The sequence below is a fragment of the Ruegeria sp. AF7 genome (assembly GCF_056541885.1).
Window position 1 is genome coordinate 169,295 of the sequence record NZ_JBQFYX010000002.1, and the last position, 24,568, is coordinate 193,862.

Consider the following 24,568-nt stretch of genomic DNA (forward strand, 5'->3'; position numbering starts at 1 on the left):
CGACTCGTAATATTGTCGGCTTCGGGAAACACGCCAAAGGATCAGCCATGCTGGACAAAAGCCACAAACCGACCTGGACTAGTTTTGAGAATGCCACCAAGGCCGACTGGGACGCCGTTATGGATTATGAAGAGGCGTATAATGCCGCCTTGCCGGATCGCATTCTGGACGCCATTCGGTCACTGGACGAGGAATGGACACCCTATCCCATCAACCGGTATCAGCACAGCCTTCAGGCCGCGACCCGGGCTTATGAGGATGGCGCGGAAGAGGAGTTGGTGGTCGCTGCCCTAATCCACGATACCGGTGATATTCTGTCACCCTACAACCATGGAGAGCTGTCAGCGGCGATGATGAAGCCCTATGTCAGCGAGAAAACCTATTGGATACTCAAGCACCATTGCGTGTTTCAGGGTTACTACTACAACCACCACCTTGGAGGAGACCGAAACGCGCGCGACAAGTATCGCGACAGCCCCCATTGGGAGGACTGCCGCTATTTCTGCCATGAATACGATCAGAAGGCGTTTGACCCAGACTATCCGACGAAACCGCTGGAGTTTTTTGAACCCATGCTGCGCCGCATCCTGAGCAAGGGCGAAGGCCATATGGAACTGAACGAAACTGCCGAAGATTAACAGGCAGCCATCAGGCGATAGACAATCTGAGCTGTGGTGAAGTCCCAGGCGGAATTGCCGTCCGGGGCCAGCTCAACCACATCGAAGCCCACGCATCTGCGCCCCTTGAGCGCGTGCTCGACCAGCCGCAGTGCCTGGTAATAGCCCAACCCACCGGGCACCGGTGTTCCGGTGGCGGGCATCAGCGATGGATCCAGCCCGTCGACGTCGAAACTGACATAGACCAGCTTTGGGAAGTCTGCAGGCAGGTCGACCGAATGGATGTTACCTGTCACCAGTTCCTCGGCATCCACGTGAAAGACGTGGTTTCTCAGTCGGCTTTGGGCCTCTTCAGTTGAAAAAGCGCGAACACCGAACTGGGCGAACCGAACGCCTTCTTCGGCAAGCAGGTGCATCACTGAGGCGTGAGAGTGTTTTTCGCCCTGATAAGCGTTGCGCAGGTCGGCATGGGCGTCGATTTGGACGATGCCGATGGGTTGGTTTAGCGCACGGGCCACACCCTTCACCGCGCCATAGCTGAGGGAATGCTCGCCGCCCAAAGTGACCGGTACCTTTCCAGCCCGAATTGCAGCTTCGGTGCGGTGCGCAAGGCGTTCCATTACCTCGGGCAACGGGCCGTCACAATTTAGCGGTTCTTCGGTGAAAATCCCTTCGACACAGGGCTCAGCGTGACCGGTGATGCGTTCCAGTTCATTACTGGCCTCGATAATTGCTTCGGGGCCTTTGGCCGTGCCGGCCCCGTAAGAGACCGTGCGCTCCAAAGGCACCGGGATCACGCGAAAGCGGGCATCTTCGGTGCGTTCGGATGCGGTCAATTCGCTGTCGAGAAAAATGCTCATGAGAGTCTGTCCTTGAAGTCGTCATATCCGAACTGCCGGATGATCTTCAGCTCGTCCGTTTCGCTGTTCCACAGGGCGATTGTGGGCAGGGGGACGCCATTGAAAGTGTTTGTCTTGACCATCGAGTAATGTGCCTGATCGAGGAAGGCAAAACGCTGTCCGATCTCCAGCGGCTTGTCCCAAGTGTAGTCGCCAATCACGTCACCCGCCAGACAGGACGGGCCGCCAAGGCGATAGGTATGGCCTGTTTTGGCTTCATCCATAAGGGCAGGGCGATAGGGGGCCTCGATCACGTCGGGCATGTGACATGTGGCCGAGATATCAGTGATCGCGAGGTTCATGCCGTTGGTCGGCAGGTCGAGGATTTCACCGATCAGAATACCTGCGTCCAGCGCCACAGCCTCACCGGGTTCAAGGTAAACATCAATGCCATAGGTTTCGCGAATGTCCTTGAGGAAGGCCACCAGCCCGTCGCGGTCATAATCATCACGGGTGACGTGGTGGCCACCGCCGAAGTTCAGCCACTTGAGCTGATCAAGGTAGGGTTTGATCTTCGGTTCGATGGCGGTCCACGTGCGTTGCAGCGGTTCGAACCCCTGTTCGCAGAGAGTGTGCATATGCAAGCCGTCAACGCCGCGCAAGGTGTCGGCGGTCAGTTGGCTGACCGGTGTGCCAAGGCGCGAGCACGGGGCGCAGGGATCGTATTTCGGAACCTCGCCTTCGGAATGTTCCGGATTGATGCGCAGGCCAACCTGCACTTTGGCGGTTTGGGCTTTGGCGAGAAACCGGTCCTTTTGGGCAGCGGAGTTGAAGATGACGTGATCGGACTGCGACAGGATTTCGTCGATGTCGGCGTCTTTGTACCCGGCGCAGAAGGTTGCGACTTCACCTCCATATTCCTCGCGTCCCAGCCGCGCTTCATAGATACCTGAGGCGCAGGTGCCGCCGAGGTGTTGGCGCACCAGTGGGGCCAGTGAGAACATTGAAAACGCCTTGAGCGCGCTGAGAACATGCGCGCCGGAGCGGGTTCCGACATCAGCGAGGATTTTCAGGTTCCGTTCAACCGCCTTTTCGTCGACGACAAAGCAAGGGCTGGGTACACGGGAGAGGTTGAAATTGCGGAAGGCGCCGGCGTCTCCGGCCTGTGTGGTCATCATGTCGGACATAACCGGCGTCTCCGTTTGGTGGAGAGGCCGGGGGCGCTGCCCCCGGACCCCCGGGATATTTAGGGCCAGATGAAGCTGAAGCGGATCAGAAGGTGACCGGGCCGTCGAGTTCATGGACCTGCCACGGCAGGCCATGTTCGTTCAGCATGGCCATGAAGTCGTCCGGGTCGAGTTGTTCCATGTTCCAAACGCCGGGCTCGGTCCAGTTGCCTTTCAGCACCTGCGCCGCGCCGATCATGGCGGGGACACCGGTGGTGTAGCTGACAGCCTGGCTGCCGACTTCCGCGTAGCATTCCTGATGATCGCAGATATTGTAGATGTAATAGGTCTTTTCGCCGGAGCCATCCTTGGCCTGACCTGTGGCGATATCGCCGATGCAGGCCTTGCCCTTGGTTTCCGCGCCCAGATCACCGGGATCGGGCAGGAGGGTTTTCAGGAACTGGATCGGGATGATTTCCTTGCCGTCATGCATCACCGGGTCGATGCGGGTCATGCCGACATTTTCCAGAACCTTGGCGTGGGTGATGTAGGCGTCACCGAATGTCATCCAGAAGCGGGCGCGCTCGATCTCGGGGAAGTGGGTCGAGAGCGATTCCAGTTCCTCGTGATACATCAGGTACATGTTCTTAGGGCCGATGGCGGGGAAGTCGAATTCGACCTTGTGGGTCATGGCGGGGGAGTGTTTCCATTCGCCGTTTTCCCAGTGGCGCACTTCGGCCAGCACTTCGCGCAGGTTGATTTCGGGGTTGAAGTTGGTGGCAAATTCCTGATCGTTCGAACCGCCATTGGCGTCCAACACGTCGATCTGACGGATGGTGTCCAGCTTGTGCTTTTTTAACCACTTGGCAAAGACCGATGTAACACCGGGATCGAAGCCCGAACCAAGGATGGCGGTCAAACCGGCCGCTTTGAACCGTTCCTGATAGGCCCATTGCCAGTGGTATTCGAACTTGGCCTCATCCTCGGGCTCATAGTTTGCCGTATCCACATAATGAATGCCCGCCTCAAGGCATGCGTCCATCAGCACCAGATCCTGATAGGGCAGGGCGAGGTTCACGAGGATTTCAGCACCGGTTTCCTTGATTAGCTTTACGGTGTCTTCGACCTTGTAGGCGTCCAGTTCGGCGGTCGCGATATCAACGCCCACACGGTCTTTCACCGACTTGGCGATCGCGTCGCATTTCGATTTCGTGCGGCTGGCCAGTGTGATTTCGGTGAAGATATCCGAATTCATTGCCATCTTGTGCACGGCAGCGTGGGATACGCCGCCCGCGCCGACAACCAGTGTTTTGCCACTCAAAGTGCCCATGGGGGTGATCTCCTCTCAGGGGTTATTCGTAATAGGTGTAACCGTTGATCGAGTCGCGGTAAGCGCTCATCAGGGTTTTGCGGTCCTTGGCTTTCAGGGCGCCGGTCGAAATCGCCTCATCCACCATTTTGCGGAAGGCGGCGACGCAATCCTGCGGGTCGAACTCGACATATGACAGAACCTGGCTGATCGTGTCGCCCTCTTGTTCGTGCAGCAGGTCAAAGCCGCCATCCGGGCGCAGGTCGATGGTGACCACGTTGGTGTCACCAAAGAGATTGTGCAGATCGCCCAATGTCTCCTGATAGGCACCGACGAAGAAGACACCCATGAAGTATTCGTCCTCTTCAGGCAGGGAATGCACCGGCAGGCTGGGGGACACACCGTCGGCCAGAATAAACCGGTCAATCTTGCCGTCGCTGTCGCAGGTGATGTCGGACAGCACGGCGCGACGGTCGGGGACCTGATTCAGATATTGCAGCGGCACGATCGGGTGCAGTTGGTCGATGGCCCAGACATCTGGCAGCGACTGGAACAGCGAGAAGTTGCAGTGATAGATATCCGCAACCTTTTCAAGCTGGTCATTCAGGTCCGTTTCCAGATCCTCTGACGCGGCCAACGCCTTGAGCCGCGCCATCAGCGACAGGTATATCCGTTCGGCCCGGGCCATCTGACGCAGGTCGACATAGCCGCGACGAAACAGGGCGCGCAGCTCGTTACGATAGAAGGTGGCGTCGTTCCAGCATTCCTGCAGGCGGTCGCGAGAGAGGTATCCGTGCACCGCGGCGAGGTCCGAGACCAAGTGGTGGTCATCTGGATCAACCTCGGGGCCATTGGGCGCATCGTAAAGCGTGCTTTCGAGCACGTTGAAGACCAGCATCGAGGACGTCGCCACCACGGCACGCCCACTTTCCGTGACCAGTGTCGGGTGGTCCACCTCTGCCTCGTCCATGGCGTAGGCCACGGTTTCGACGACATTGGCACAGTATTCTTCGACCGTGTAGTTGATCGAGTTTTCGGCGGCTTTCTTTTCGCCGGTGTAATCGACCCCCATGCCGCCACCAAGATCCAGGTGGGTCAATGGCACGCCTTCGCGCGTAAGCTCGGTGTAATAGCGACAGGCTTCGCCCACAGCACGGCGCACATCGTTGACATCCTGAACCTGGCTGCCCAGATGTGAGTGCTGCAGCTTGAGGCAATGCAGCAACCCTGCGTCTTTCAGCTTGTCTACGGTGGCGATAAGCTGATCGGTGTTCATCCCAAAGGCCGAGCGGTCGCCCGAGCTTTCTTCCCATTTGCCGCTGATCTGGTTGGTCAGCTTCACCCGAACACCGATCAGGGGCTCGATGCCCAGTTCATTGTAAACTTCGATTACCGTGTCGGCCTCTTTCGGGCTTTCCAGAACGATGACCGTGTTGAACCCGATCTTGCGGCTTAGAATAGCCAGTTGGATGAATTCGGCATCTTTGACACCGTTACACACGATCAGCGCTTCGGGGGCCAGGCGATGCGCCAGCGCAATCACCAGTTCGGGTTTGGAGCCGGCCTCGAGCCCATAGTTGTATTTCTTCCCAAACTCGACGATCCGGTCAACAACCTGGGCCTGTTGGTTTACCTTGATCGGGAATACGCCGCGATAGCTGCCTGAGTAGCCCACGCGCGTAATCGCATCTTGGAAACTTTCGTTCAGATGGGTGATTTCGTGTTCCAGATAAGACGCGACTCGCAGGACCATCGGTGCCTTGATGCCGCGGTCGTCCAGATCGCTGAGGATACCGGGCAGGCTAATCGCCGCTGCCTCGGGGGCCATGGGATTGCGCAGACCGATCTCGCCCTGTTCGGTCACCTCGATGAGGCCTTTGCCCCATTTCTCAACTCCGTAGATGGAATGCGGTGCGTCGGGCGTCTGTTTCAATCAAGTCGGTCCTTAACGTAGGGTGCCAGTTTCGCGCCCGCCAATACGGCAGCAGTTTGATTCTTCCAAGTGTAAACTATCTGATTGGGGATTCCGAATTTTACGCGGACGGGTGGATCGGGATCAGATGATTGTCCCATTGGCATTCGGCGCGGGTTCGAACAGCTGGGCGCGCGCCCATCAATGTCCCGAAAGCGCCTGTTCCCGTGGTAAAGACCAACCCGCCCGCCCCGGCCCCAAGCCCGCAGACATCCTCAAGCGCGAAGGCGCCGGTGAGTGTGCCGCTGGTTATGTCGAACTGGTGCAGCGCATTGCCGCGCGGACAGGTTATTGCGATCATATCGGCGTCGGCTGAAAACGCGACGCTGCCAGCGTATCCCTGCAACATGCTTTGTTCGTGATCCGGTGCCGCCAGCAGGCGCGGGGCTTCACCCTGACGATGCAGGCCCAGCAGGGGCGGATGGTCGGACTTGCTGCCCTGCCATTGCATGGCAAAACCAACCAGACCGTCACGTCGCACGGCCAGATGGCGGATCGAGTTCTTGTGAAGCTCGTGAGGTAACGACACCTGCTCTTGGATACTGCCCGACAGGGTGAGATAGCTCAGGTTGGGTGCCATCGTCGGCAGGTTCAGCTTTGTGCGCCCGGTTTCGGGGTGGGTTTCGATCCCGCCATTGGCAATCACCAGCGTTTCCCCGTCGGGCATCAGGCGTATGTCATGTGGGCCTATTCCGCCAGATGAAAACTCATCCAGACGCGCAAAGCTTTCAGCATCCCAGACACTGACGATGCCAGTCCCGGCTTCGTAATCGTTTTCGGTGGCAAGAAAGTACGCGCCATCCGCCGAGAATGTGCCGTGGCCATAGAAGTGGCGGCTTTCAGGGGCCTTTAGCTGCGCAATCTGCGCGCCGGTTGAGCAATCGATGACGATGGCAAAAGTGCCCGGACGCCTGGCGAACGCGACCGCTAAGGCCTTGTGCGGGTGGGCTGCGGCCGCATGTCCGCGTCCGGGTAGAGGCACGGAGAACACGAGCTCGCCCGACGTGCTTAAACCGGCAAGTCGAAAGGACCCGCCGGGGAACAGCCCTGCGGCCAGAAAATCAGGCGAACCGGCCGAGGCCCACCCGCGGACCGGGGAAATCGCGGCTGCGGCAAGACCGGCAAGAAAATGGCGGCGTGACGTCATGGGTTAATCTCCGTCCAGCGCGTTGAATCCTGCGCTGATCCCCAATGTCGGACCCAGCTTGGTCACGGCGATGGTGCGGATATCGTGGATCGACTGTTGAAGGGCCTCGATCCGGAACCGGGCCTGGGGATCTGAAACCCCGGCCAGCGAGGGATCGTCAATGGATTGAGCGTTCTGGATGGCACGTGCAAACGCTGCATCCAGTTCCGATGCGATTTCGGCGTGGTCAAAAGACAGCCGTGCGGCTAAATCCCGCGAGGATATCAGCGAAAGTTCCACATGGCGCAAAGACCGCCCGGACCGCCACGCTTCGGCCCGGTTCGGACGGGGGCGGTCGAATGTCCCCATGGGGCGACCCAGCCGAGTGTCCGCCGTGAACTCAAGACCGGTAGCCAAGGCCTTGAACAGCTCCTGCATTGCTTCGTCCTGCGTCCGGTAGCGTCTGTTCTCTTGGGGTTGGGTAAGGCTTGGGGCATAGCTGTGCCAGTCCTGCGCCATCGCGCGGGCATTGGCATCGATATCCGCCGTGATCGCCCTGATCAGCGCGCAGCGATATTCGGCATTGCCCTGTTCCGCGTAATTAGGATCGAACAACATCCGTTCGAGAGCAAAGAACCCGCGCCCTGCTATGGACGTTTCGGCATAGGCCTCCGGACTTTGCACGGCATCATCCTGAGCTTCGATATGCTGGGATAGCGCTTTGGATGTGAACCCTTTCGTGTCGGGCCAGAAAGCCATGGCAAAAGCGCGGTCATCGATCTCGGTCGGACCAAACCGCAGGTGGCTGGCGGATATCCAGCTATCGAAAGCCGCATCGTAGGCCGCGCGCAGCGCCGGTGAGGTCGGATCGCACTCAACCAGTGATGCACTGACTAGCGCGCCCGTCGTTTCCGGGAGCGTGTCGAACCGGGGCAGGATATGGGTTTCTGTTACATCCATCAGGATCGGCGCGCGATCCTGTGCCTGCGCGGCAAGTGGCATGATCAACGCTGCAACAAGGGTAAGAACTCGCATGGGTCAGAGGCTCTCCAGAAATTGGATCAGGGCGTCACGGTCGGCTTTGGGCATCGAGATAACGGTGTCGCGGGCAGCCTGCGCTTCACCGCCATGCCACAGGATTGCTTCAAGCAAGTCGCGCGCACGCCCGTCATGCAGAAACTCTGTGTGGCCCGAGACGCGTTCGGTCAGGCCAACACCCCACAAAGGCGGCGTGCGCCATTCCCGGCCCGTTGCGCGGGCCTCGGGGCGATTGTCGGCCAGACCTTCGCCCAGGTCATGAAGCAACAGGTCGGTGTAGGGCCATATCAGCTGAAAACTGTGCTCGGGCCGGTCTTCCATCCGATGAGTGACATGTGACGGTGTGTGGCATGACGCGCAGCCGGTTGCATGAAACACCTTTTTCCCGCGGAGGACCCTGGGGTTGTCCATGTCGCGGCGACCCGGCACCCCCAGATTGCGGCTGTAGAAAGCGACCAGGTCCATACCCTGATGATCGATCTCGAAGCCGCGCTCATCATTGTCGCCATGCGGGGCTTGGATGCAGTTCACCTGCACATTGGTGCAATCCCCGTGCGGAGCAGGGTAGAGTGGGTTCGATATGCCGATATCCCCGGCAAAAGCAGCAGCCGATTGTTCCATAACTGTCGGCATCCCCGCCTTGTGACCGAACCGGCCCATCATCGGCGTGTCAAACTCGACCGACCAGACGATATTCGGGCGGCCCGATATGCCGTCCCCATCCAAATCGTCCGGGTCGGCCCTGGCAAGCAGGTCTTCGACCGGGATCGCTTCCAACAGGCCAAGCCCGATCATCTGCGGCGCGACCCGTGGGCTTAGCATCGCGTCCGGGTGCAGCGGGCCATAACCCAGATCGGCTGCCTGATAAGTCGGGCGGCGCAGTGAGGCGGTTTCACCGTCAGAAAGCTCTACCGGGATTTCTTCGTATGAGATGTCCAGCCGGTATTCCGCTGGATGACCTGCCAGTGCGAAATCCTGCATCTGTCCACCATAGGTGGGCTCGGGCAGAGTGGCGATGTAATCTTCGATCGCTGCATAACCATCCTCCAACGTGCCTGGGATCGAGACCCGCAAGAACATCGAAACCGCGTTGTCATCGGGCCCGTTTGGCGTGTGTCCGCGCCCATCCTTGATGTGGCAGCGCTGGCACGACCGCGCGTTATAGAGCGGCCCCAACCCGTCAGAGGCGAGTGTCGATGAGGGCGACGAAACCCAGACCTTCTTGAACAGTCCGTTTCCGACTTTGAAGTTCAGCTCCTGTTCAAAGCTCAGGTTGTCTGACGGTTGCGAGAACGCATCCGCGTCCGTACGGACCCGAACAGTCGAAGCCCCGGCGGGCAGTTCTTCAAACTGCTGCGGTGCGTTGAAATCCTGGGGCGCCGCCGTCACAACAGCAATTCGGGCGCGTTCATCGTCAGTGCGGGGGGTGACATTCAGATGCAGATCCTGCAGCTCGGCTGACAGGGAAGGGGTGGCCGCGAAAGCCACCACCGACAGGGCGACAAGGCTATTCGCCTTCGTCCATTTTCGATGCGTTGAGTTGCGCATAATTGGCTTCGCCGATCCTTTCATAGAGGTCGAGCTGCGTTTCGAGAAAGTCGATATGGCCCTCTTCATCGGACATCAACGTTTCGAACAGCGACATCGAGACATAGTCGCCGGCATCCCGACAGTATTCGCGCGCTTCCTTGTACAAGGCCCGTGCATCGATCTCGGCCGCAAGGTCACATTCCAGCGTTTCCTTTGGTGTTTGACCGATCCGAAGCGGGTCCAGCTTCTGAAGGTTGGGGTGGCCTTCCAGAAAGATGATCCGTTCGATCAGCTTGTCCGCGTGGCCCATCTCTTCGATGCTTTCCTCGCGGCTTTTCTTGGCCATGTGGCCAAGCCCCCAGTCTTCCTGCAACCGGTAGTGCAGCCAGTATTGGCTGACTGCAGTCAGTTCATGCCGCAGAGATTTGTTGAGATATTCGATGACTTTTGGATCGCCCTTCATCTGCACTCTCCTGTGATACTGCCGCGCGCAGGGCGCGGAGTTGCATGGGTACTTCGAGATTATCGCTTGACCGCATCGTGTCCAGAAACAGAGGCATGCATCCGCCGCAATCCGCCGATTTTCCAAGAGCACGGTAAACCTTGCCGGGGGTGATGATGGTTCGGGGGTCGGCTGTTCGCATCCAGTCGATGGCTGCGCGGATGTCGTGGTCCGAGATGTTGGTGCAGTGGCAGACAATCATGAATGTTGGCTTGGGTTTGTGTGGCTCTGAGGGCTGGCGGGTCAGCGTGCTGAGCGTACCGGGGGCAGGCAAGCCCCCGGTACGCGTTCGTGTTTAGTGGAATACCGCGTCAGGGTTATCCAGACTGTCTGATCCTTCGAATTCGATCTGGTCCAGTTCCAGTGCGCTCACGATGCGCTCGATTGTCTTGGTCTGCTCGATCAGGCCGTTGACGCCGGCCATGATCAGGGTTTCACCGCCTTCGTTGCCGCGTTCCAGCATTTGGTCATAGGCAAACCCTGCTTCCGCGGTCGATTTGATTCTGCCAAGGGCTTGCATCGTGACGGCCAGTTTCGCCTTCATCTCGGCGTCCAGTGCCGGATCAGTTGCGATCACCAGATCGGCCAGCGATGCGCCTGACACAGGTGTGCCATCGATGCGGGTATAGCTGCCCAGATAGACGTTCAGAACGCCCAGTCCATCGTAGTAATGGCTGTTGTGGGTGTTGTCCGAAAAGCAATCGTGTTCTTCTTCCGGGTCGTTCAGCATCAGGCCCAGACGCATCCGCTCACCCGCTTGTTCACCGTAAGACAGTGAACCCATACCGGTCAGGATCGCACTGACACCCGCCGTTTCATTTTCCATCAGCGCCGTGCGCGCCGCGCCGCCTTGTTTCCACTGATCGGCCATCCAGGTCAGATCGCTGACCAGCAGGTCGGTTGCGGCGCTCAGATACTGTGCACGACGGTCGCAATTGCCACCAGTGCAGGTATCGCCGTTCGCATAATCAGTGGCTGGACGGTTGCCTGCACCGGCCCCGTGGCCGTTCATGTCCTGACCCCACAGCAGGAACTCGATAGCGTGGTAGCCGGTCGCGACATTGGCTTCGATACCATCAGCTTCGTGCAGGGATTCGCTCAGTAGTTCCGGAGTAATCTCGCTGGCGTCAATGGTTTCGCCCGACAGTTCGAAGCTGGGGTTGGCGATGACATTCAGAACCGCAAATTCGTTCTCATCCGTCGCGCCACCATAGGCCGCGTCGACATAATCAATCAGACCTTCATCCAGTGGCCAACCGTTTACTTTGCCTTCCCAGTCATCAACGATTGCGTTGCCAAAACGATAAACTTCGGTCTGTTGATAAGGCACACGCGCTGCAACCCATGCTGCCCGTGCCGCAGTCAGGGTCGCGTCCGAGGGTTCGGCAATCAGCGCACCGACTGTATCCCGCAACGTCTTCGCCGCAGTCAGACTGTCGTCATACTTGGCTTCGGCAATATTGGCGTAGGTTTCCAGAATATCCACTTTTGCAGGCACATCCCCGGCAAAGGCAAAAGCGGTTGTACAAAAGGTCAAAGTGCTGGCTGTTGCAAACAACTTGGTCATAGGGGTCGTTACTTTCTTGTCTGAACTGTCAAATCAGGCGGGTTTGTTCCCGCGGAGGCTTTTGTTGAAATAACTGAGTTAAAAAGTCAACATTGTCAACCTGAGTTTTTTTATCGGAAAAAGGAGCTGCTGACCTGATGGTCGCCATCCCCATATCTGGCGGGGGTTTGATTCGGCGGGTCACATTGCGCGGTACATGTTTCGGGCTAAAATCATCCCAGTGATTCTTTGTAGGTGGTTTGTGGTTCATGAAGCGCGTGGTTCTGGCCTTATTCCTGTTTCCTGCGGCACTTGCAGCGCAAGCAACGCAGGTTTCCACGCCTCATCACCACGGTTCGGGCCAGATCGATATCGTGTTTTCTGAAACCGGATTTTCGTTGGCACTCCGGGTGCCCAGCATGGATATCGTCGGGTTCGAATCTCCGGTTGAAAACGATGACAACCGCACGCGTGTGGCCATAGCAATGTCAGAGCTTTCCGACCCGCTGGACCTGTTCGTAACCCCGCCGGAAGCTGGGTGCTCTACGGTGACCGCCCATGTGGTTCTGACATATGGTATCACACGGCAGAGTGGCGAGGCGAACGCAGTTTCAGGCTCCACAACGGAGGAGAGTCACTCGGAGTTTCAGGCGGACTATGTCATTCAGTGTCAGGATATGAATGCGCTGAACATGATCGAGTTCGCCTATTTCGCGCGGTTCAGTGGGACTGGCCAGCTGAACATCCACTTGAATACGAACGGGGTACAGGACGCTGTCGAAATCACACGCGCGGCACCATATCTCGATCTTCAGCCGGATCGATGAGCGCTGAAATCAAAAGAAAAACCACAAGTGGTGTTTCGGTTTGATGCTCTGGGGAATTGGTAGCGGAGGAGGGACTTGAACCCCCGACACGCGGATTATGATAGCGCGCGTCATTGATTGGGTTTTTGATTTAATATCATATGGATGGTGGGTGTATGATTTTGTTTTTCCACTCCATTTTCCACCTCTAAACCGCAATTTTTTCCATCAACGCCGCGTCAGCGGCCCTGTCTTCCATCAAGTGCCCGTACTGTTTGACCGTGTACGCCGGGTCATGATGGCCCATCCACACTTGCAGTCTCTTTAGGTCTACATTAGCCGCGATCAGTCGCGAGGCGTATGCATGGCGCAGGGCATGGAATCCGAGTTCCCGAACCGGAGATAGGCCGGACTCTTTGGTCGCCGCTAGTTCGTTTGCTTTAGCAAGAAGAACTTTCCACATCCGGTTGTAGAGGTTCCGAAGTTCCAGCGGGTCGCCGTTGCGGGTTGAAAAAACAAGGTCTCGATTGTGGGCGCGTAGCGCAACTTGCATCGGCGCAACTAGGTCAGGATGTAGCGGAATGTCCCGGATACCGTCAGCCGACTTCGGGAATTCGATTTCACCGCCTTCCGTCGCTTTTTGGCGTATCTGAATCAGGCCGCGATTGTGCAGAAACGCCGCGCGCGGGAAGCCCCGAACTTCCGAAATTCGAGCGCCAGTATATACGAGAAAGTAAGTCATTGCCCTATATGCCACCCACGCTTCCCTGCGCTGTTTCTGCTTATCCTCTGCCAGCGCATCCGCAGCGCGGAGAAGAGTCCTAATCTCTTCGGGTGTGTAGACTTGGTCTACCTTTCGAATGCGGTCCTGCATCCGGTCTGTGCGGCTCTTAGCGACTTTCATTTTCTGCCCCGGTGCGCGGGCGATAATTCCCTCTGCCTCTGCAAAGTTCATAACTGCTTTGCAAAGTCGGAAGGCTTCGGAAGCGGCGCGGGTGCTGTTTGTGTTCGAAACGCAGTAGTCGCGGACCCGGCGCATGTCGTCGTCGCTTACCTCACCAATCTTGTGTTGTTGCAGGACATACGCGGAATAGGTCAGGTACTGCTTGTATGTCCGATTGGTCTGCTCTCCGATTGGGTCGCTACCGTCCGTAGGCTCCACCAAGCTCAGCCGATACGCCCGTGCGACTTCGATATAGGTCTTGTCGCTGCCGTATAGTTCAAACTCTCGTGCCGCCTCTGGCCCGACGGTGGTCAAGAATGCTTGAGCATCTTTCCTTTTTGTGAAGGTCGCCTTTTCCTTCCACTTACCCTTTTCATTCTTCCAACGTGCGACCCAAACCTCCCGCGTAGTGTCGCCTTTGGATTTCACAGTCTTTTTGAATACGTGAGCCAAATTTCCACTCCTGATTCCGCATGTCTATAATGGATTGCGTAAATAGGCTGGAATTGCAAGCCGCCACTGCCAACATTTCCGAAGCGCACCGCCGCTATCTGACAGGTCGTGCCAAAGAGGAAGCCGTTGAAGGTAGCTATGGTGACGGTGCGGGAATGAAGTATCCGTTTGACAGATTGAGGCAGGTTGACCCCTTGCGCCGCAAGGCTTCGAAGTATTTGTTTGGGCGGATTGTTTCAAAGATTCTAAGGAGTTTGGAAGTCGATGGCGAAAGCTACAACTCACGAAAAGTATCAGGAAATTTTTCAGAAGCAATTGAGCGAAAATGATCCACTTCAGCATGTTCTGTTGAAAGGGCATCTGATCATTGAGAGCGCTCTCGATAGCATTCTCACTATCATTTTCTTTCACCCTGAGTATGTGCTGAAAAGTAATTTTACCTTCTTTCAAAAAGTTCAGCTCGCACGTGCGTACGCATTGCGGAAAGACAAAGACTCAATATGGCAACTCCTTTTGTCAATCAACGAAGTCCGAAACGAGGTGGCCCACAATCTGGCTGGCGAACGGCGAGACAAAAAACTAAAGCAGTTACGCCGCCTGTTTATCAATGAAATGACTGAAGAAATGCAGGCCAGTATCGAGAAGGATTGGGGTAAACTTGAAGCGCTTCCTGACGTGGGCGTGGTATCAATGTCGTGCGGTATGTGCACAGGCTTTCTTGGTGCATTCGAAAGCGACATTACTTCGCTCAGGCAATACATCGATATGCTGGATGGCGGTCTGAATCCAGATGAAGAGCGAGTTGCTCGCAAAACGCCAGAAGAAGCGCGGAAGAAGAATTGAGCTGCCCGTACGCCCGCTGACGCGGGCCTTTCTTTACACCAGCGCCGTGACCCTCTCAGCCGCACTTTCGAGACTCGCCGCTGCCTACTGTGGTATCACTGGCGCAGGCATCTGATTGCGTTATTGACCCGTTTTGACGCAATGATTCGATTTTTGCTGCAATTTATGTTAGTAAAAGTCAAGCAGAAAATTCTGCATGACTAAATCTCCATAAATTGAGGCAGAGTATTGTACATCACTATCGCGACATATGCCGACATTGTTGGTGTCGGCAGGCCAATGGCAAGCCGCCGCCTGTCTGGCGCGCCGTATCGTATCCCGACTAAGGAAAACGGGCGGCACTACTACCCACTGGCGGCAGCCGTTACCACCCTGACACCTAGCGAGGTGAAGGCAGGCGTGGTCGGCCTTCTGGCGGCGTCTGCGCGCCTCCTGAACGATGATCTGTATATCGAACCGGAAGCGCTTAGCGCTGCGCAGGACTTCGCGCAGTGGCTACCTAGTCCCGAGATGCGAAACCGCCTAGCGCGAATGCAGATGGCCTTTGTTATTGCTGTCGCCAATTCTCCGCTTTGCACTCCAACCATCGTTGCATCTTTGGAACCGCTTAAGGCGCTATTCACGCTGAACTCGGACGTGTCGCGCTATGTGCTTGTCGGTGGTCCGGTCCCGAACGTGGATGCACTGGCCCCAGCTTTCGCCATTTCGAATAATAGCGCGCTGCTGGATCAGCATGCCGCCGAACTTTTGGAGGCAGCTTGATGTCAGAATACGATCCTTCCCTTTTTCTGGATATCGTTCGGGGGTCCGAGACTGTCCGAGAACGGTGGGCTACGATCTGCGAACGTGTCGTATCCGACGCCGCAGAGCGAGGTATTTCGCTGGACGTCGATCAGGTCCTTCAAATCCGCGAAGCGCGCCTTGCAGCCCTTGGTAACGCCGGAGGCATGAACCCGGACAACTATCTTTCCGAGCTCGACGCACTGCCGGAAATGGCAGAGGCCGCGCGAAAGAGGGCTATTGCCGAGGGCGACAAACAAGCCCGCAGTGCTGCCGTGGCTGAAGTTAATCGAGGCAAGTTTGATACTCACCCCGACCGGTGGACAGACAATGCTGCGGTCCGACTATCGAAGGCCCGTGATCTGGGCATTGCATCCCCACCGCAGTCGCAGGCCAGTGAGATGACCCGAGACGAACAGCTCCGCATGATCCGCGAAGTGTCCAGTCCAGCCGAGCGTATCGCGCTCGGGCGCAAGTTCAATCTGATCTGAGAGATACAAAATGAATACTGTAGAACGCATCGTTGCTGCTGTACGTCGAGAATATCCGCATGCGGTAAACACAGGCACATTCCGCGCCTTGTTTCATCGACATGACGAACTAACCGATATCCTGCCGTCACCAAATGGCCCGCCGATTTATGTGGAAGGTGGAGTCGCTACTGGTAGCTACACCTACCGACCAACTGGCGTCAGTCTGTCACCATATGAATACTCCGCCGTTTGCAACGCTTTGGACGCTATGCGCGGGGCGCAGCGGAGCCTGACCCCCGCCGAAATCCAGCGCAACAAGGTTCGGGCCAAGGCGCATGCCGCCGATGAAGGAGGCCGTCGTTATGGCCGCTGATCCCTTCCGCAACGTTGAGCACATCTTTGAAGACGAACCCGGATGGGGCGGTAGTCCGACACGTATCAACATCAGCGGAGATTTCACACACCTGCCGAAGCGCGAACGAGCGAAGGCCAAGAAACGCGCGATTGAGCGACAGCAGAAATGGAAGAAAGCTTTGGCCGCTCGTGAGAACTGGACGCCTGAGCAGTTTGCTGAAGAGCAAGCGCGTTTGGCGCAGGAGGTGGCGGAACATGTTGCGCGCAAAGCAGCATAAAATGAAGCGGGCATTAAATCGGGTTCTGCGCCGCGCTCAGCTATGGCACGCCGCCCGTCTTGCCTGTGGCGATGAAGAGACATGGCGGGCAGCGTGGCCGTCTATCGGGCGAGCTGTCGAAAGGCAGCTCCAGAGAGAATTCGGGGCTTAATTTTTTAACAACCTGCGACGAAGCAGTGGGGTTCATTCCGTGGAAAGATTTGAACACCGGCCCCGATGCCCCGGCGGTAGTGCAGCCCAAATTGCTACCGCCGGGGACCCAAAATCTAACAACTGACTATGGAGAACAAAAGATGCAGGCATTTCACAACGGGCGCTTGCCCGAAACGAAGATTTTTGACCGACATGGACGGCGCAAGCGCGGCGATAACGAGCTAGTTTATGAGCTTTCTTCGATCCTCCACAGCGTCGTAAATCGGTATCCGCGATACCGTTCATGTGGCGGGCTTCATGTATCGTTCAATTGGATCAAGTTGCATCTGGACGACGATTCTAGCCTAACGACACGGGTACTCTCTTCCGCTGGGTTCGTGCCCGGTGAAAACGGCGAGTGGTGTTGGCGGCAGGGCGCGTGGCCCTTGTCCAAGGTGGTCAACATGGAATCACTTGGTGACGCGCTGACGCGCGCCGTCGATTTTCACCGCCCGGTGTGAAGCCAATTGTTACAGCCTGAAACAAACAAATTCAGCTTGAAGCTGAGAAGTGGTAATTGGACACCCCACCAAATTCAGCTTGAAGCTTAAATTATTGTAAATCAATCACTTAATCCTGATTTCGTTGTATGCCAGCACGTCGCTGAGTAGGTTTCTTCAGGTGTTGAACACACCGATATCGTGAAATCGAAAGGAGAAAATGAAATGGACGAACAGATTGTAAAGCTGGCTCACGACATCAAAGAAGTCGGCGAAAAGGAACCGTCTTTGGAGCGTGACGAGCAGTTGAGCGCGATGTGTATGGAACTCATTTGCCTGATCGGTAGCCCAGTTGCGACTTCGGAATTGGAGACAAGCTGATGCGCAAAGCTCTTAGAAAACTGGACGGCAAACGTATTTCCGTCACTGCAAAAGTGGAGCGCTTCGGCACGAAGAGCGGTTTCAATGGCCCAGAACCGACGATCCTGCTGAAGAATGTAACTGACGAAAATGGGCGTGTTCTTACCGAACATCTCTGGTTCACCAAAGGGAAATCTTGGGCTGATCTGAACCCCGGCGATACGGTCAGGTTTTCCGCGCGTGTTGTTCAGTATGTGAAGGGCTACCAAGGGCACCGGTTCGATGTGATGCAGAGCCGCGAAGTCGACTACCGGCTGGTCTATCCAACCAAGATTCAACGCGCGGATCGGGGGCAGGAACCGCCAGAGATGACTGCGGAACGGAAAGCACGTTTTTCGGCTGCTGCGGCAGATTTGAAGGCTCACCGCGAGAGAATTGGTGCCGGGGCGCGTTAGCGCCCCACCAACAGAGGAAGGGAAACAACACTGACAAAGGAGAACAAATTGAGCAGTTATGATTTCGAAGATGCGGTCATTGATGACGACGACACGCCGTTGCCGACTTTGGGGCGGGTGCGTATGTCGCCCGGAGCCGCGAAGTTGCGAGAAAAAATGAACGGGTCAGATATTGAACGCATTCGCAAGGCGAAGCCAATGGACCCAGAAGCCGCTTTGGATCGGTTGACTAAGAAGGATGGCAAAGGTCGTTTGCGCCTTGCGCCATTGCCTGACGCTCAAATTGCTGTGTTGTTTGCACAGCTACACGTTCACGGTGCAACTGAGCGAGAAAAGGGCTTGGTAAAGCGAGTCATTAAGGAAAACTGGCCCGATTACACATCGAACTTCTTGGATGCGGCACGCAGCCTTGCCGAATGTGAGATTGCAGCGTCACGCCGAAACAAGCGCATCAAGAACGAAGACACGAATGTTATCGATTTGCACGGCTTTGCAGAGCAGTGTGACTACGGGCGGAACGGGCTGGAAAAGGCCAACAAGGGTAAGCGTCCGACTTTGTTCACACACAGCTCTGAACTTGTTCGGGTGCCTCAGACACCAAGGGGCGATGCGCGGATTGAAATTCTGAATCAGAAAACTTTCAACCACGTTCTTAACACTCAGGCTCCTTACCGAAAGACGAGGGGTGACAGCGACTATGTCAGCGCCGCAGCCCCCAAGGACGTTGCAGAGCACTTGTTTGCTGATCCCGCCTTGCCGGTGCCCGAACTTGAAAAGATTGTAACGGTCCCGACGTTTACGAAGGATGGCGATTTGATCCAGACGCCTGGATATCACAAGGCGTCCGGGTTGCTCTATCTTCCCGATCCCGGTTTTGAAATCCCAGCCATTCCGACCAGTGGTCTGGAACAGGCTGCACAGCAGTCAGCCGAATACTTGATCGACTTGTTTTCCGACTTTCCATTCGATGGCTGTACGCGGCAGGAAAACGTTGCCAATCCCGGCGCGTCCCTTACCAACTTTCTGGCGCTGTTGCTGACTCCGTTCGTGTCCGCAATCATCGATGATGTCGTACCGGCTCATTTGTTGACTAAGCCTGCCCCCGGCACTGGCGCGTCGCTGTTGGCAGAAGCCTGTCAGATCGTGACGGACGGTAGAACCGACTTGCGGCCCCCCTTGTCGCGGAACGAGGACGAGCGCCGTAAGGCGCTGTTCACGGCTTTGCAGACACAGAAGAACTTCCTAGTATACGACAACGTTGCAGGTGAAATGGACTCGCCTACGATTGCGTCCTTCCTGACTTCTCGCGAGTGGACCGACCGAATTCTGGGCCGCACAGGTGAACGCACCATGCGAAACTCATCAGCGACGGTGTGGACCGGAATCAATCCGGGCTTTTCTCCTGAACTGTTGCGACGTCTGAGCCTCATCAAGCTTGACGCCAAGATGGCGAATCCCGGTGAGCGCAATCCGGCATCTTTCAAGATCAAGGGTGACTTGAAGAGCTACATCAGAGCGCACAGAGGACAGATTATCGCGGCGTGTTTGACGTTGGTGAAGCACTGGATCGAGAAAGGCAAGCCAAATGCTAAGAGCAATCCTCTAGCTTCCTTCGAACGCTGGCACCGTGTTGTCGGAGGTATTCTTGAGACAGTTGGGATGGTCAAGTTCCAGACTAATCGCAGCGAGTTGAAGACTGTTACCGGTGGTGATGGTAATCCGATGCAGGCGCTTGTTCAGGCATGGTATAGCGCTGCCAAGAACCGGCTAACGCCGGTTGAAATGGAAGCTCAGGCATCCGGGGAAAATGGGCTTCTGGCACTGGTTGCGGATCACGAAATCCCGTTGCCGCTCAAGCTCAAGCGTGATGCAATCAGCGACTTCGATTACTCGCCAAAGAGCTTTGGCACCTATCTGGCGCAGGCAAAGGATAGCACCTTCAACATCGAAACTAACGGGTGTCAAAGGGCCGTTTCGCTGACCCATGCGGGCCGCGAAAGCGGTGGGGCAATCTGGCGGCTTGTGGAGCGAGAAGCACCGCAGACAGCGACGACACAGGACCGGGAAATTCAGAATACCGAAAACGTGACTGTCCTTATTGGTCGAGGCCTTTACAGGCTTATGACACGAGAAGAGCGGCAGGCAATGCGGTCTATGTCGCCAGATGAAAAGGCAGAGCTAAAGAAGCGTCTTGAAGAGCGGGCCGCATAGTCGCGGCCTGCACACACTAAGAACGATCTGCACCTTGTTTTGCGAGGGCTGCCCGCAGGGCCAAATACACAAATACATCCAAATACATGCCAAATACATGGGCGTTCTGGTCATAAAAATAAGGGCTTTGAGGGCGTTTAATGTATTTGTGTATTTAAAAAGGTGACCTAGTTCATAAGAAAAATGACCCTCCCCCTTCGAGGACGTTCGCTAAGGGGGAGGGGCATTTCTATATGTGCCGGAAGTTCCTCAACAAATACATAAATACACGAAATTGGCTAAACTCTTTATTTATAAGGGATTTCTCTTGTGTATTTGGTGTGTATTTGGATTGCGAAATACATACAGGGTCCGACAAATACATGGCACGTGCCCGCGGTAGCGGTCAGTCATCCTGCCACTCCTCATCGAAGGCAGACGGATCAATCGGCGGCAGCCCGTAGAACGCTTGTCTATGAAGATGGATATTCACACGCGCCGCGACATTCTTCTGAGCGGTATCGATGCCCAGCTCTTCATTGATTGTCGTGTTCTGGATCATCTCTTCGCCCCAGATTCCTAGACCGCCATCCCATTGCGAAGAACCAACGATTGCAAGTGCGGCGTCCCGAAAATCCCATTCTTCGTCTTTATTGCGAGCGATATACCAAGCATTTTCTGTTGGGTAGTCCACGCGATCTAAGGGCCGGTTCGCAAACCCCCCCGGCTCACGTGGGCGGGTGCTGCCCCAATCACCATAAATGACTCTTGCCCGGTTCGATTGCCGAGCAACTTGATCCAGAAGCTGACGATTTGAGAATGGAACAGCCGTTGGGTTTTCTGCGTTGTAGTTGCTGAACATCTTTGGAATCGATGTACAGGACAAGACTACTGGCACGGTCGCATCGATTGGATCAAGACTGCCGGATATTATTCCTTCGAACCACACCGCTAGAGACAATGGATCGCGTGTCCACCCGCCTTCGAGAATGATCGCAAAGTCGGCGGCACCCCCAGCAGCAAACGCCCCGGCGATCTCTTCCATGTTGTCAGGGTACCGATCATAAACGATCCGCATGCAATACGGGCGTCCTAGATTCTGAAATTCTTCGATCTGGGTCCGTATTTGGCCTTCAGTCTGGCCGCGTGTTTGTACACATGGCCAGACACGTTCGTGATCTCTAACAAAGCTAACCCAATTCGCAAAGCAGTCCGCCGGGTCCATCAGACGGATCAATTCCTGTTGTGGAACACTGTCCATGTTCGTGATCTGGTAGTATCGGTCGATATCCAGAAAATAGTCACGATTAGGGAACGCTCGCTCTATTCGGGTGATTGTGCGCTCTAGACTGTTTGAGCTGGCCCATGGGGCGAGGAGGAAGCATGGAACCATCCTGTCCTTCGCCGCCCCCGGTAAGAACTCAAGCCCATTCATTTCGCTGGCTCGTACTGCCAGAGTTGGGACGTAGGCTTTGTTCTCTAGGACCATGGGTCACCTCGTGCTTATGAAAGAGTGGATAGCCTGATTTCCATAGCAGCTTTAGATACTTGGAAGCTGGCTGCAAGGCTTTCTATGGTTGCGTCGGTTACCACTCCACCAAAGTCATCGTCCAGTTTCTGCTCTATCAACTCCTTCGGCATAACCAGATCGGCTGCAAGTCGATTTGCTTCGAATTCGATTTGCTCAGGTTCGCCTGATCGATACAACACGTTGTCTGTTATCCCGTCCGGCGAACTGTCGATAACATCCCGATGCAGCAGGAAATGAGCGAGTTCATGAGCGATAGTGAACCGCTGGCGCTCGCGTGCCTCATTTCGATTGACGCGAATGATATAGTCGCCGCCCTCTTTGGTGATTTGACCAGATACGCCGGTCGGCATACTCGAAACTTTGATACCCGCGACACCTAGTTCACGCGCCAGCGTGCCTAGTTTCACTGGGTATGATGACATGTATCTGTCAAGAGTAGCCCCCTGTTCGGCTCTGACTTTTTTCAACTCCCTAGTAGTCATGTTGGCCTCCTATCTCTCATATTTTTCGTTTTCTTCTGATGGGTCTTCATCCCATTTCACATCTTGTTGGCGCTCTTCTTCGGCTTTCGCATACAGATCGAAAACCATGCCTTTGACCTTCACTTCGGAAAGTCGGTCATCTGCCACATGTTGCGCCGTGGCACTGGCAATCTTCTGAGCCTCTTCTTTGATTTCGCGGAACGTGTACGCGGCCACGATACCGATACCGATAGCCACTGCAGCCAACACGACTGTAACAGTGGTCATCATGGCAGAGACGAAGCTTAGATACGTTGGAACCGAGAACGCCGGTTCTTGTTCAGTTCCCGGAATTCCGTCGATCTTGTCGACAACCCCAAGAGAAAACAGAATGTAGCAAAACACTGCGCCCCCGATCAGCCCAGCGATAAAGGAAACATCTTTCATCTCGCTAACTGCCCACAAGTCGGACCATTGCCTCTGCCGCCCATATATGTTCTTCTTTTGTTCTTGTCAAGTTTTTGTTGACATACTTTGCCAGCTACTTGGTGATTTGGCTAGCCCTGCATTCCGGTCGTTTAGCCGCCTTCGACATCGCAAGCGGCAACATCGGTAGGTCACAAGTATTTACCTATTATAAATCTTGTAAACCATTGTTTTGACTCGCGAATCATTTTCTGAAGATGTTACAACTAGCGTAGGGACCCTTGGGCAGAATGTGGTTTGGAGGTATTACCGTGAAGATCGTCGCATATATCCGAGTATCGACCGACAAGCAGGGACGCAGCGGCCTAGGGCTAGAAGCTCAGCAGGCAGCTATTGCAGCGTTCGCTAGAACCGCTAACGCGGCGACAGTGGCAGAATTCCAAGAGGTTGAGTCCGGTAGAAACAACGCACGCCCAGAGCTTGAAAAGGCCCTTAAAATGGCTCGTGTAATGGGGGCCAAGCTCGTCATTGCCAAGCTGGACCGACTGAGCCGCAATGCTGCGTTTCTCCTTAAACTACAGGACTCCGGCGTCGATTTCGTGTGCTGTGACATGCCCGATGCCAATGCCCTGACGGTTGGAATCATGAGCGTGATTGCCCAAGCCGAGTCCCGCATGATCGGTGACAGGACGCGCGCAGCCATGCAGGCTGCGAAAGCACGTGGACAGAAGTTTGGGAACCCGAATGGCGCTGCCGCCCTACGTCGCGCAGGCAAGGGCAATAGCGCAGCCTGTGCCGCCCAAAGGGACCGCGCTAACGCGCGCGCCAACGATCTGGCAGACGTGCTTGCAGACCTTGAAAACTGTGGTTTCAGCACCCTGCGGGAACAGGCAGACGAGTTGAATCAGCGTGGGATTAAGACCGCTCGTGGAGGTCGCTGGCACCCCAACACAGTCGCACGTTTACGTGAGAGATTGGCACAAGTAGCTTAACATCACATTGGCACAGTACGTCGCCGCGTTAGCGGCCTAAAAACAAACCGCGAGGGGACCCAAGAGGGCAGTACCCCTTGCCTCAAATGGGCGCGCAGTACCTGTCACTAGGTTGTAGAGCAACTCGCTCAATGTGATGTTAGAAACCGCCGGTTGTACAGGTTGTACATCCACGACCGGGGACCCATTCAGAAACAGGGACCCCTTGTTTCAATTTCAACCGGGCCTCAACAATTTTTCGAATTTTGGCCAAATTGGTTGCATTGTTAGGCGTCTGCTTCGCGGATAGAGTGGCCTGAGTTCTGGTTTTGACGACGACCGCCGTTTGAAGTCGAGGCAGAAATGTTCGTTTGATGTCTGAAATTGATGCGCAATCATTACCGTGACGTGCTTTACCTAAACCTATGAAGCTATCAGTTGCCGCGAGACGTGAACTTGACAGGTCTGTCGTTGCACGGCCAAAATGAACCCTCATTGCAAAGTTGATTTTCAAGCTGGAGTTTTAAATGTCGGACGGAACGGCCTGCCAAAGATACCTTGAAGCGAGTAACGCAGTTTCACCGCTGAGCGTCTTTTATAATGGTGTTTGTTACCTTGGGCGACAATCCATAGAAACTTTTCGATACTCAGAATTTACGTTCCTTGGCTTCAAGGAAACAGACCACTGGATGACCGAAGCGATCCCGATCATCGGGATAGATCAAGACTTACCAGTAGCCGCGATTGTCGATGATCGAATAGTAAATGAGATTAAGCAAGCATTGTACGATCAAAGCACCGGCGGTGGCGGCGGCAGTGGCAATGTTCAAATCGCTGTTGTTCCTTTTATCATGGCCGTTGTTGCTATTGACGCTGCTTTGATTGGGACCATGTGGGCAGTGGCTGTCTCAGACTGAAGTGTTGGAGTGTTGACCGCGCATGAGATGTTCAAACGGACGTTCGCGCG

Annotated in this window: 28 protein-coding genes; 14 read left to right on the top strand and 14 right to left on the bottom strand. The window is 55.6% G+C overall.

All coding sequences use genetic code 11. From position 1 onward, the window contains the following. The first annotated feature begins 47 nt into the window (after positions 1-47). Positions 48-638 (top strand): HD domain-containing protein, encoded by a 591-nt coding sequence (locus ACR0AP_RS06325; protein ID WP_267365093.1) that lies wholly within the window; start codon positions 48-50, stop codon positions 636-638. On the opposite strand, the gene speB is transcribed toward ACR0AP_RS06325, so the two are convergent. The 10 genes from speB to ACR0AP_RS06375 form a co-directional block, all read right to left on the bottom strand. Beyond that, the gene (speB, locus tag ACR0AP_RS06330) at positions 635-1,477 is read right to left on the bottom strand and encodes an agmatinase (protein ID WP_480506021.1); all 843 of its coding nucleotides are present in this window, start codon (positions 1,475-1,477) and stop codon (positions 635-637) included. The two genes, ACR0AP_RS06325 and speB, sit on opposite strands and share 4 nt — an antisense overlap. Further along, positions 1,474-2,643 (bottom strand): carboxynorspermidine decarboxylase, encoded by a 1,170-nt coding sequence (nspC, locus tag ACR0AP_RS06335; protein ID WP_480506023.1) that lies wholly within the window; start codon positions 2,641-2,643, stop codon positions 1,474-1,476. Before nspC ends, speB begins: the two co-directional genes overlap by 4 nt. An 85-nt stretch (positions 2,644-2,728) precedes the next feature. After that, positions 2,729-3,952: a saccharopine dehydrogenase family protein gene (locus ACR0AP_RS06340; RefSeq protein WP_480506024.1), complete on the bottom strand. Its 1,224-nt coding sequence runs from the start codon at positions 3,950-3,952 to the stop codon at positions 2,729-2,731. 22 nt (positions 3,953-3,974) lie between these two features. After that, positions 3,975-5,864: a biosynthetic arginine decarboxylase gene (gene speA / locus ACR0AP_RS06345; RefSeq protein WP_480506026.1), complete on the bottom strand. Its 1,890-nt coding sequence runs from the start codon at positions 5,862-5,864 to the stop codon at positions 3,975-3,977. Between the two features lie 100 nt (positions 5,865-5,964). Beyond that, the gene (locus tag ACR0AP_RS06350; RefSeq protein ID WP_480506028.1) at positions 5,965-7,050 is read right to left on the bottom strand and encodes a DUF1513 domain-containing protein; all 1,086 of its coding nucleotides are present in this window, start codon (positions 7,048-7,050) and stop codon (positions 5,965-5,967) included. Between the two features lie 3 nt (positions 7,051-7,053). After that, the gene (locus ACR0AP_RS06355; RefSeq protein ID WP_480506030.1) at positions 7,054-8,064 is read right to left on the bottom strand and encodes an imelysin family protein; all 1,011 of its coding nucleotides are present in this window, start codon (positions 8,062-8,064) and stop codon (positions 7,054-7,056) included. Positions 8,065-8,067: 3 nt separating this feature from the next. Next, positions 8,068-9,615: a di-heme oxidoreductase family protein gene (locus ACR0AP_RS06360; RefSeq protein ID WP_480506032.1), complete on the bottom strand. Its 1,548-nt coding sequence runs from the start codon at positions 9,613-9,615 to the stop codon at positions 8,068-8,070. Continuing rightward, on the bottom strand, positions 9,575-10,060 hold the full coding sequence (gene bfr, locus ACR0AP_RS06365; protein WP_209597970.1) for a bacterioferritin: 486 nt from the start codon (positions 10,058-10,060) through the stop codon (positions 9,575-9,577). Before bfr ends, ACR0AP_RS06360 begins: the two co-directional genes overlap by 41 nt. After that, positions 10,008-10,301: a (2Fe-2S)-binding protein gene (locus tag ACR0AP_RS06370; protein ID WP_480476910.1), complete on the bottom strand. Its 294-nt coding sequence runs from the start codon at positions 10,299-10,301 to the stop codon at positions 10,008-10,010. The genes bfr and ACR0AP_RS06370 overlap by 53 nt, the downstream gene beginning before the upstream one ends. Positions 10,302-10,394: 93 nt before the next feature. Further along, entirely contained in the window at positions 10,395-11,666 is a 1,272-nt protein-coding gene (locus ACR0AP_RS06375) for an imelysin family protein (RefSeq protein WP_480506034.1), read from the bottom strand. Between the two features lie 248 nt (positions 11,667-11,914). Here ACR0AP_RS06375 and ACR0AP_RS06380 point away from each other — a divergent pair, with 248 nt between their 5' ends. Next, complete coding sequence (locus ACR0AP_RS06380; protein ID WP_480506036.1) at positions 11,915-12,472, top strand: ZrgA family zinc uptake protein; 558 nt, start codon at positions 11,915-11,917, stop codon at positions 12,470-12,472. 187 nt (positions 12,473-12,659) lie between these two features. Here the strand turns inward: ACR0AP_RS06380 and ACR0AP_RS06385 are convergent, their stop codons facing one another. Beyond that, positions 12,660-13,847 carry a tyrosine-type recombinase/integrase gene (locus tag ACR0AP_RS06385; RefSeq protein ID WP_480506038.1) on the bottom strand — a complete coding sequence of 396 codons (1,188 nt, stop codon included), beginning with the start codon at positions 13,845-13,847 and terminating at the stop codon, positions 12,660-12,662. 29 nt (positions 13,848-13,876) lie between these two features. Between ACR0AP_RS06385 and ACR0AP_RS06390 the strand changes: the two genes are divergently transcribed. The 10 genes from ACR0AP_RS06390 to ACR0AP_RS06435 all read left to right on the top strand — a co-directional run bounded on the left by ACR0AP_RS06390 (position 13,877) and on the right by ACR0AP_RS06435 (position 20,233). Further along, positions 13,877-14,176 (top strand): hypothetical protein, encoded by a 300-nt coding sequence (locus ACR0AP_RS06390; RefSeq protein WP_480506040.1) that lies wholly within the window; start codon positions 13,877-13,879, stop codon positions 14,174-14,176. Then, positions 14,112-14,690 (top strand): hypothetical protein, encoded by a 579-nt coding sequence (locus ACR0AP_RS06395; protein WP_480506041.1) that lies wholly within the window; start codon positions 14,112-14,114, stop codon positions 14,688-14,690. The genes ACR0AP_RS06390 and ACR0AP_RS06395 overlap by 65 nt, the downstream gene beginning before the upstream one ends. A 228-nt stretch (positions 14,691-14,918) precedes the next feature. Next, on the top strand, positions 14,919-15,452 hold the full coding sequence (locus tag ACR0AP_RS06400) for a hypothetical protein (protein ID WP_480506043.1): 534 nt from the start codon (positions 14,919-14,921) through the stop codon (positions 15,450-15,452). Beyond that, positions 15,452-15,961, top strand: a complete 510-nt coding sequence (locus tag ACR0AP_RS06405; RefSeq protein ID WP_480506044.1) for a hypothetical protein — start codon at positions 15,452-15,454, stop codon at positions 15,959-15,961. Before ACR0AP_RS06400 ends, ACR0AP_RS06405 begins: the two co-directional genes overlap by 1 nt. Positions 15,962-15,971: 10 nt before the next feature. Continuing rightward, the gene (locus ACR0AP_RS06410; RefSeq protein WP_480506046.1) at positions 15,972-16,316 is read left to right on the top strand and encodes a hypothetical protein; all 345 of its coding nucleotides are present in this window, start codon (positions 15,972-15,974) and stop codon (positions 16,314-16,316) included. Then, positions 16,306-16,575, top strand: coding sequence for a hypothetical protein (locus ACR0AP_RS06415; protein ID WP_480506048.1), 270 nt, complete (start codon positions 16,306-16,308; stop codon positions 16,573-16,575). Before ACR0AP_RS06410 ends, ACR0AP_RS06415 begins: the two co-directional genes overlap by 11 nt. 71 nt (positions 16,576-16,646) lie before the next feature. Then, positions 16,647-17,228 (top strand): hypothetical protein, encoded by a 582-nt coding sequence (locus tag ACR0AP_RS06420; RefSeq protein WP_480506050.1) that lies wholly within the window; start codon positions 16,647-16,649, stop codon positions 17,226-17,228. A 204-nt stretch (positions 17,229-17,432) separates the two neighbouring features. After that, a complete protein-coding gene (locus ACR0AP_RS06425) occupies positions 17,433-17,588 on the top strand; it encodes a hypothetical protein (RefSeq protein WP_480506052.1) in 156 nt (51 codons plus the stop codon). Next, positions 17,588-18,022: a hypothetical protein gene (locus ACR0AP_RS06430; protein WP_480506054.1), complete on the top strand. Its 435-nt coding sequence runs from the start codon at positions 17,588-17,590 to the stop codon at positions 18,020-18,022. The genes ACR0AP_RS06425 and ACR0AP_RS06430 overlap by 1 nt, the downstream gene beginning before the upstream one ends. A 48-nt stretch (positions 18,023-18,070) precedes the next feature. After that, a complete protein-coding gene (locus ACR0AP_RS06435) occupies positions 18,071-20,233 on the top strand; it encodes a hypothetical protein (protein ID WP_480506056.1) in 2,163 nt (720 codons plus the stop codon). A gap of 385 nt (positions 20,234-20,618) precedes the next feature. On the opposite strand, the gene ACR0AP_RS06440 is transcribed toward ACR0AP_RS06435, so the two are convergent. Genes ACR0AP_RS06440 through ACR0AP_RS06450 form a run of 3 tightly spaced genes read right to left on the bottom strand, consistent with a single transcriptional unit; the run spans position 20,619 to position 22,651 of the window. Continuing rightward, positions 20,619-21,701: a beta family protein gene (locus tag ACR0AP_RS06440; protein ID WP_480506058.1), complete on the bottom strand. Its 1,083-nt coding sequence runs from the start codon at positions 21,699-21,701 to the stop codon at positions 20,619-20,621. 14 nt (positions 21,702-21,715) lie between these two features. Beyond that, positions 21,716-22,225 carry an ImmA/IrrE family metallo-endopeptidase gene (locus ACR0AP_RS06445; RefSeq protein WP_480506059.1) on the bottom strand — a complete coding sequence of 170 codons (510 nt, stop codon included), beginning with the start codon at positions 22,223-22,225 and terminating at the stop codon, positions 21,716-21,718. A 9-nt stretch (positions 22,226-22,234) separates the two neighbouring features. Further along, positions 22,235-22,651 (bottom strand): hypothetical protein, encoded by a 417-nt coding sequence (locus ACR0AP_RS06450; protein WP_480506061.1) that lies wholly within the window; start codon positions 22,649-22,651, stop codon positions 22,235-22,237. Positions 22,652-22,941: 290 nt separating this feature from the next. On the opposite strand from ACR0AP_RS06450, the gene ACR0AP_RS06455 reads away from it, so the two are divergent. Both ACR0AP_RS06455 and ACR0AP_RS06460 read left to right on the top strand, forming a co-directional pair. Then, positions 22,942-23,622 (top strand): recombinase family protein, encoded by a 681-nt coding sequence (locus tag ACR0AP_RS06455; RefSeq protein ID WP_480506063.1) that lies wholly within the window; start codon positions 22,942-22,944, stop codon positions 23,620-23,622. 506 nt (positions 23,623-24,128) lie between these two features. Further along, positions 24,129-24,518, top strand: a complete 390-nt coding sequence (locus ACR0AP_RS06460) for a hypothetical protein (protein WP_480506065.1) — start codon at positions 24,129-24,131, stop codon at positions 24,516-24,518. The last annotated feature ends 50 nt before the right edge of the window (positions 24,519-24,568 follow it).

Bases quoted from the DNA above. Each gene is read 5' to 3' on its own strand.
- ACR0AP_RS06430 (WP_480506054.1), top strand. From the start codon at position 17,588: ATGCGCAAAGCTCTTAGAAAACTGGACGGCAAACGTATTTCCGTCACT.
- ACR0AP_RS06360 (WP_480506032.1), bottom strand. From the start codon at position 9,615: ATGCGCAACTCAACGCATCGAAAATGGACGAAGGCGAATAGCCTTGTC.
- ACR0AP_RS06395 (WP_480506041.1), top strand. From the start codon at position 14,112: ATGGCGAAAGCTACAACTCACGAAAAGTATCAGGAAATTTTTCAGAAG.
- ACR0AP_RS06450 (WP_480506061.1), bottom strand. From the start codon at position 22,651: ATGAAAGATGTTTCCTTTATCGCTGGGCTGATCGGGGGCGCAGTGTTT.
- nspC (WP_480506023.1), bottom strand. From the start codon at position 2,643: ATGTCCGACATGATGACCACACAGGCCGGAGACGCCGGCGCCTTCCGC.
- ACR0AP_RS06420 (WP_480506050.1), top strand. From the start codon at position 16,647: ATGAAGAGACATGGCGGGCAGCGTGGCCGTCTATCGGGCGAGCTGTCG.
- ACR0AP_RS06405 (WP_480506044.1), top strand. From the start codon at position 15,452: ATGTCAGAATACGATCCTTCCCTTTTTCTGGATATCGTTCGGGGGTCC.
- ACR0AP_RS06325 (WP_267365093.1), top strand. From the start codon at position 48: ATGCTGGACAAAAGCCACAAACCGACCTGGACTAGTTTTGAGAATGCC.
- ACR0AP_RS06445 (WP_480506059.1), bottom strand. From the start codon at position 22,225: ATGACTACTAGGGAGTTGAAAAAAGTCAGAGCCGAACAGGGGGCTACT.
- ACR0AP_RS06425 (WP_480506052.1), top strand. From the start codon at position 17,433: ATGGACGAACAGATTGTAAAGCTGGCTCACGACATCAAAGAAGTCGGC.
- ACR0AP_RS06440 (WP_480506058.1), bottom strand. From the start codon at position 21,701: ATGGTCCTAGAGAACAAAGCCTACGTCCCAACTCTGGCAGTACGAGCC.
- ACR0AP_RS06355 (WP_480506030.1), bottom strand. From the start codon at position 8,064: ATGCGAGTTCTTACCCTTGTTGCAGCGTTGATCATGCCACTTGCCGCG.
- ACR0AP_RS06415 (WP_480506048.1), top strand. From the start codon at position 16,306: ATGGCCGCTGATCCCTTCCGCAACGTTGAGCACATCTTTGAAGACGAA.
- ACR0AP_RS06380 (WP_480506036.1), top strand. From the start codon at position 11,915: ATGAAGCGCGTGGTTCTGGCCTTATTCCTGTTTCCTGCGGCACTTGCA.
- ACR0AP_RS06390 (WP_480506040.1), top strand. From the start codon at position 13,877: ATGGATTGCGTAAATAGGCTGGAATTGCAAGCCGCCACTGCCAACATT.
- ACR0AP_RS06340 (WP_480506024.1), bottom strand. From the start codon at position 3,952: ATGGGCACTTTGAGTGGCAAAACACTGGTTGTCGGCGCGGGCGGCGTA.
- ACR0AP_RS06375 (WP_480506034.1), bottom strand. From the start codon at position 11,666: ATGACCAAGTTGTTTGCAACAGCCAGCACTTTGACCTTTTGTACAACC.
- ACR0AP_RS06460 (WP_480506065.1), top strand. From the start codon at position 24,129: ATGTCGGACGGAACGGCCTGCCAAAGATACCTTGAAGCGAGTAACGCA.
- ACR0AP_RS06410 (WP_480506046.1), top strand. From the start codon at position 15,972: ATGAATACTGTAGAACGCATCGTTGCTGCTGTACGTCGAGAATATCCG.
- ACR0AP_RS06350 (WP_480506028.1), bottom strand. From the start codon at position 7,050: ATGACGTCACGCCGCCATTTTCTTGCCGGTCTTGCCGCAGCCGCGATT.
- ACR0AP_RS06370 (WP_480476910.1), bottom strand. From the start codon at position 10,301: ATGATTGTCTGCCACTGCACCAACATCTCGGACCACGACATCCGCGCA.
- speB (WP_480506021.1), bottom strand. From the start codon at position 1,477: ATGAGCATTTTTCTCGACAGCGAATTGACCGCATCCGAACGCACCGAA.
- bfr (WP_209597970.1), bottom strand. From the start codon at position 10,060: ATGAAGGGCGATCCAAAAGTCATCGAATATCTCAACAAATCTCTGCGG.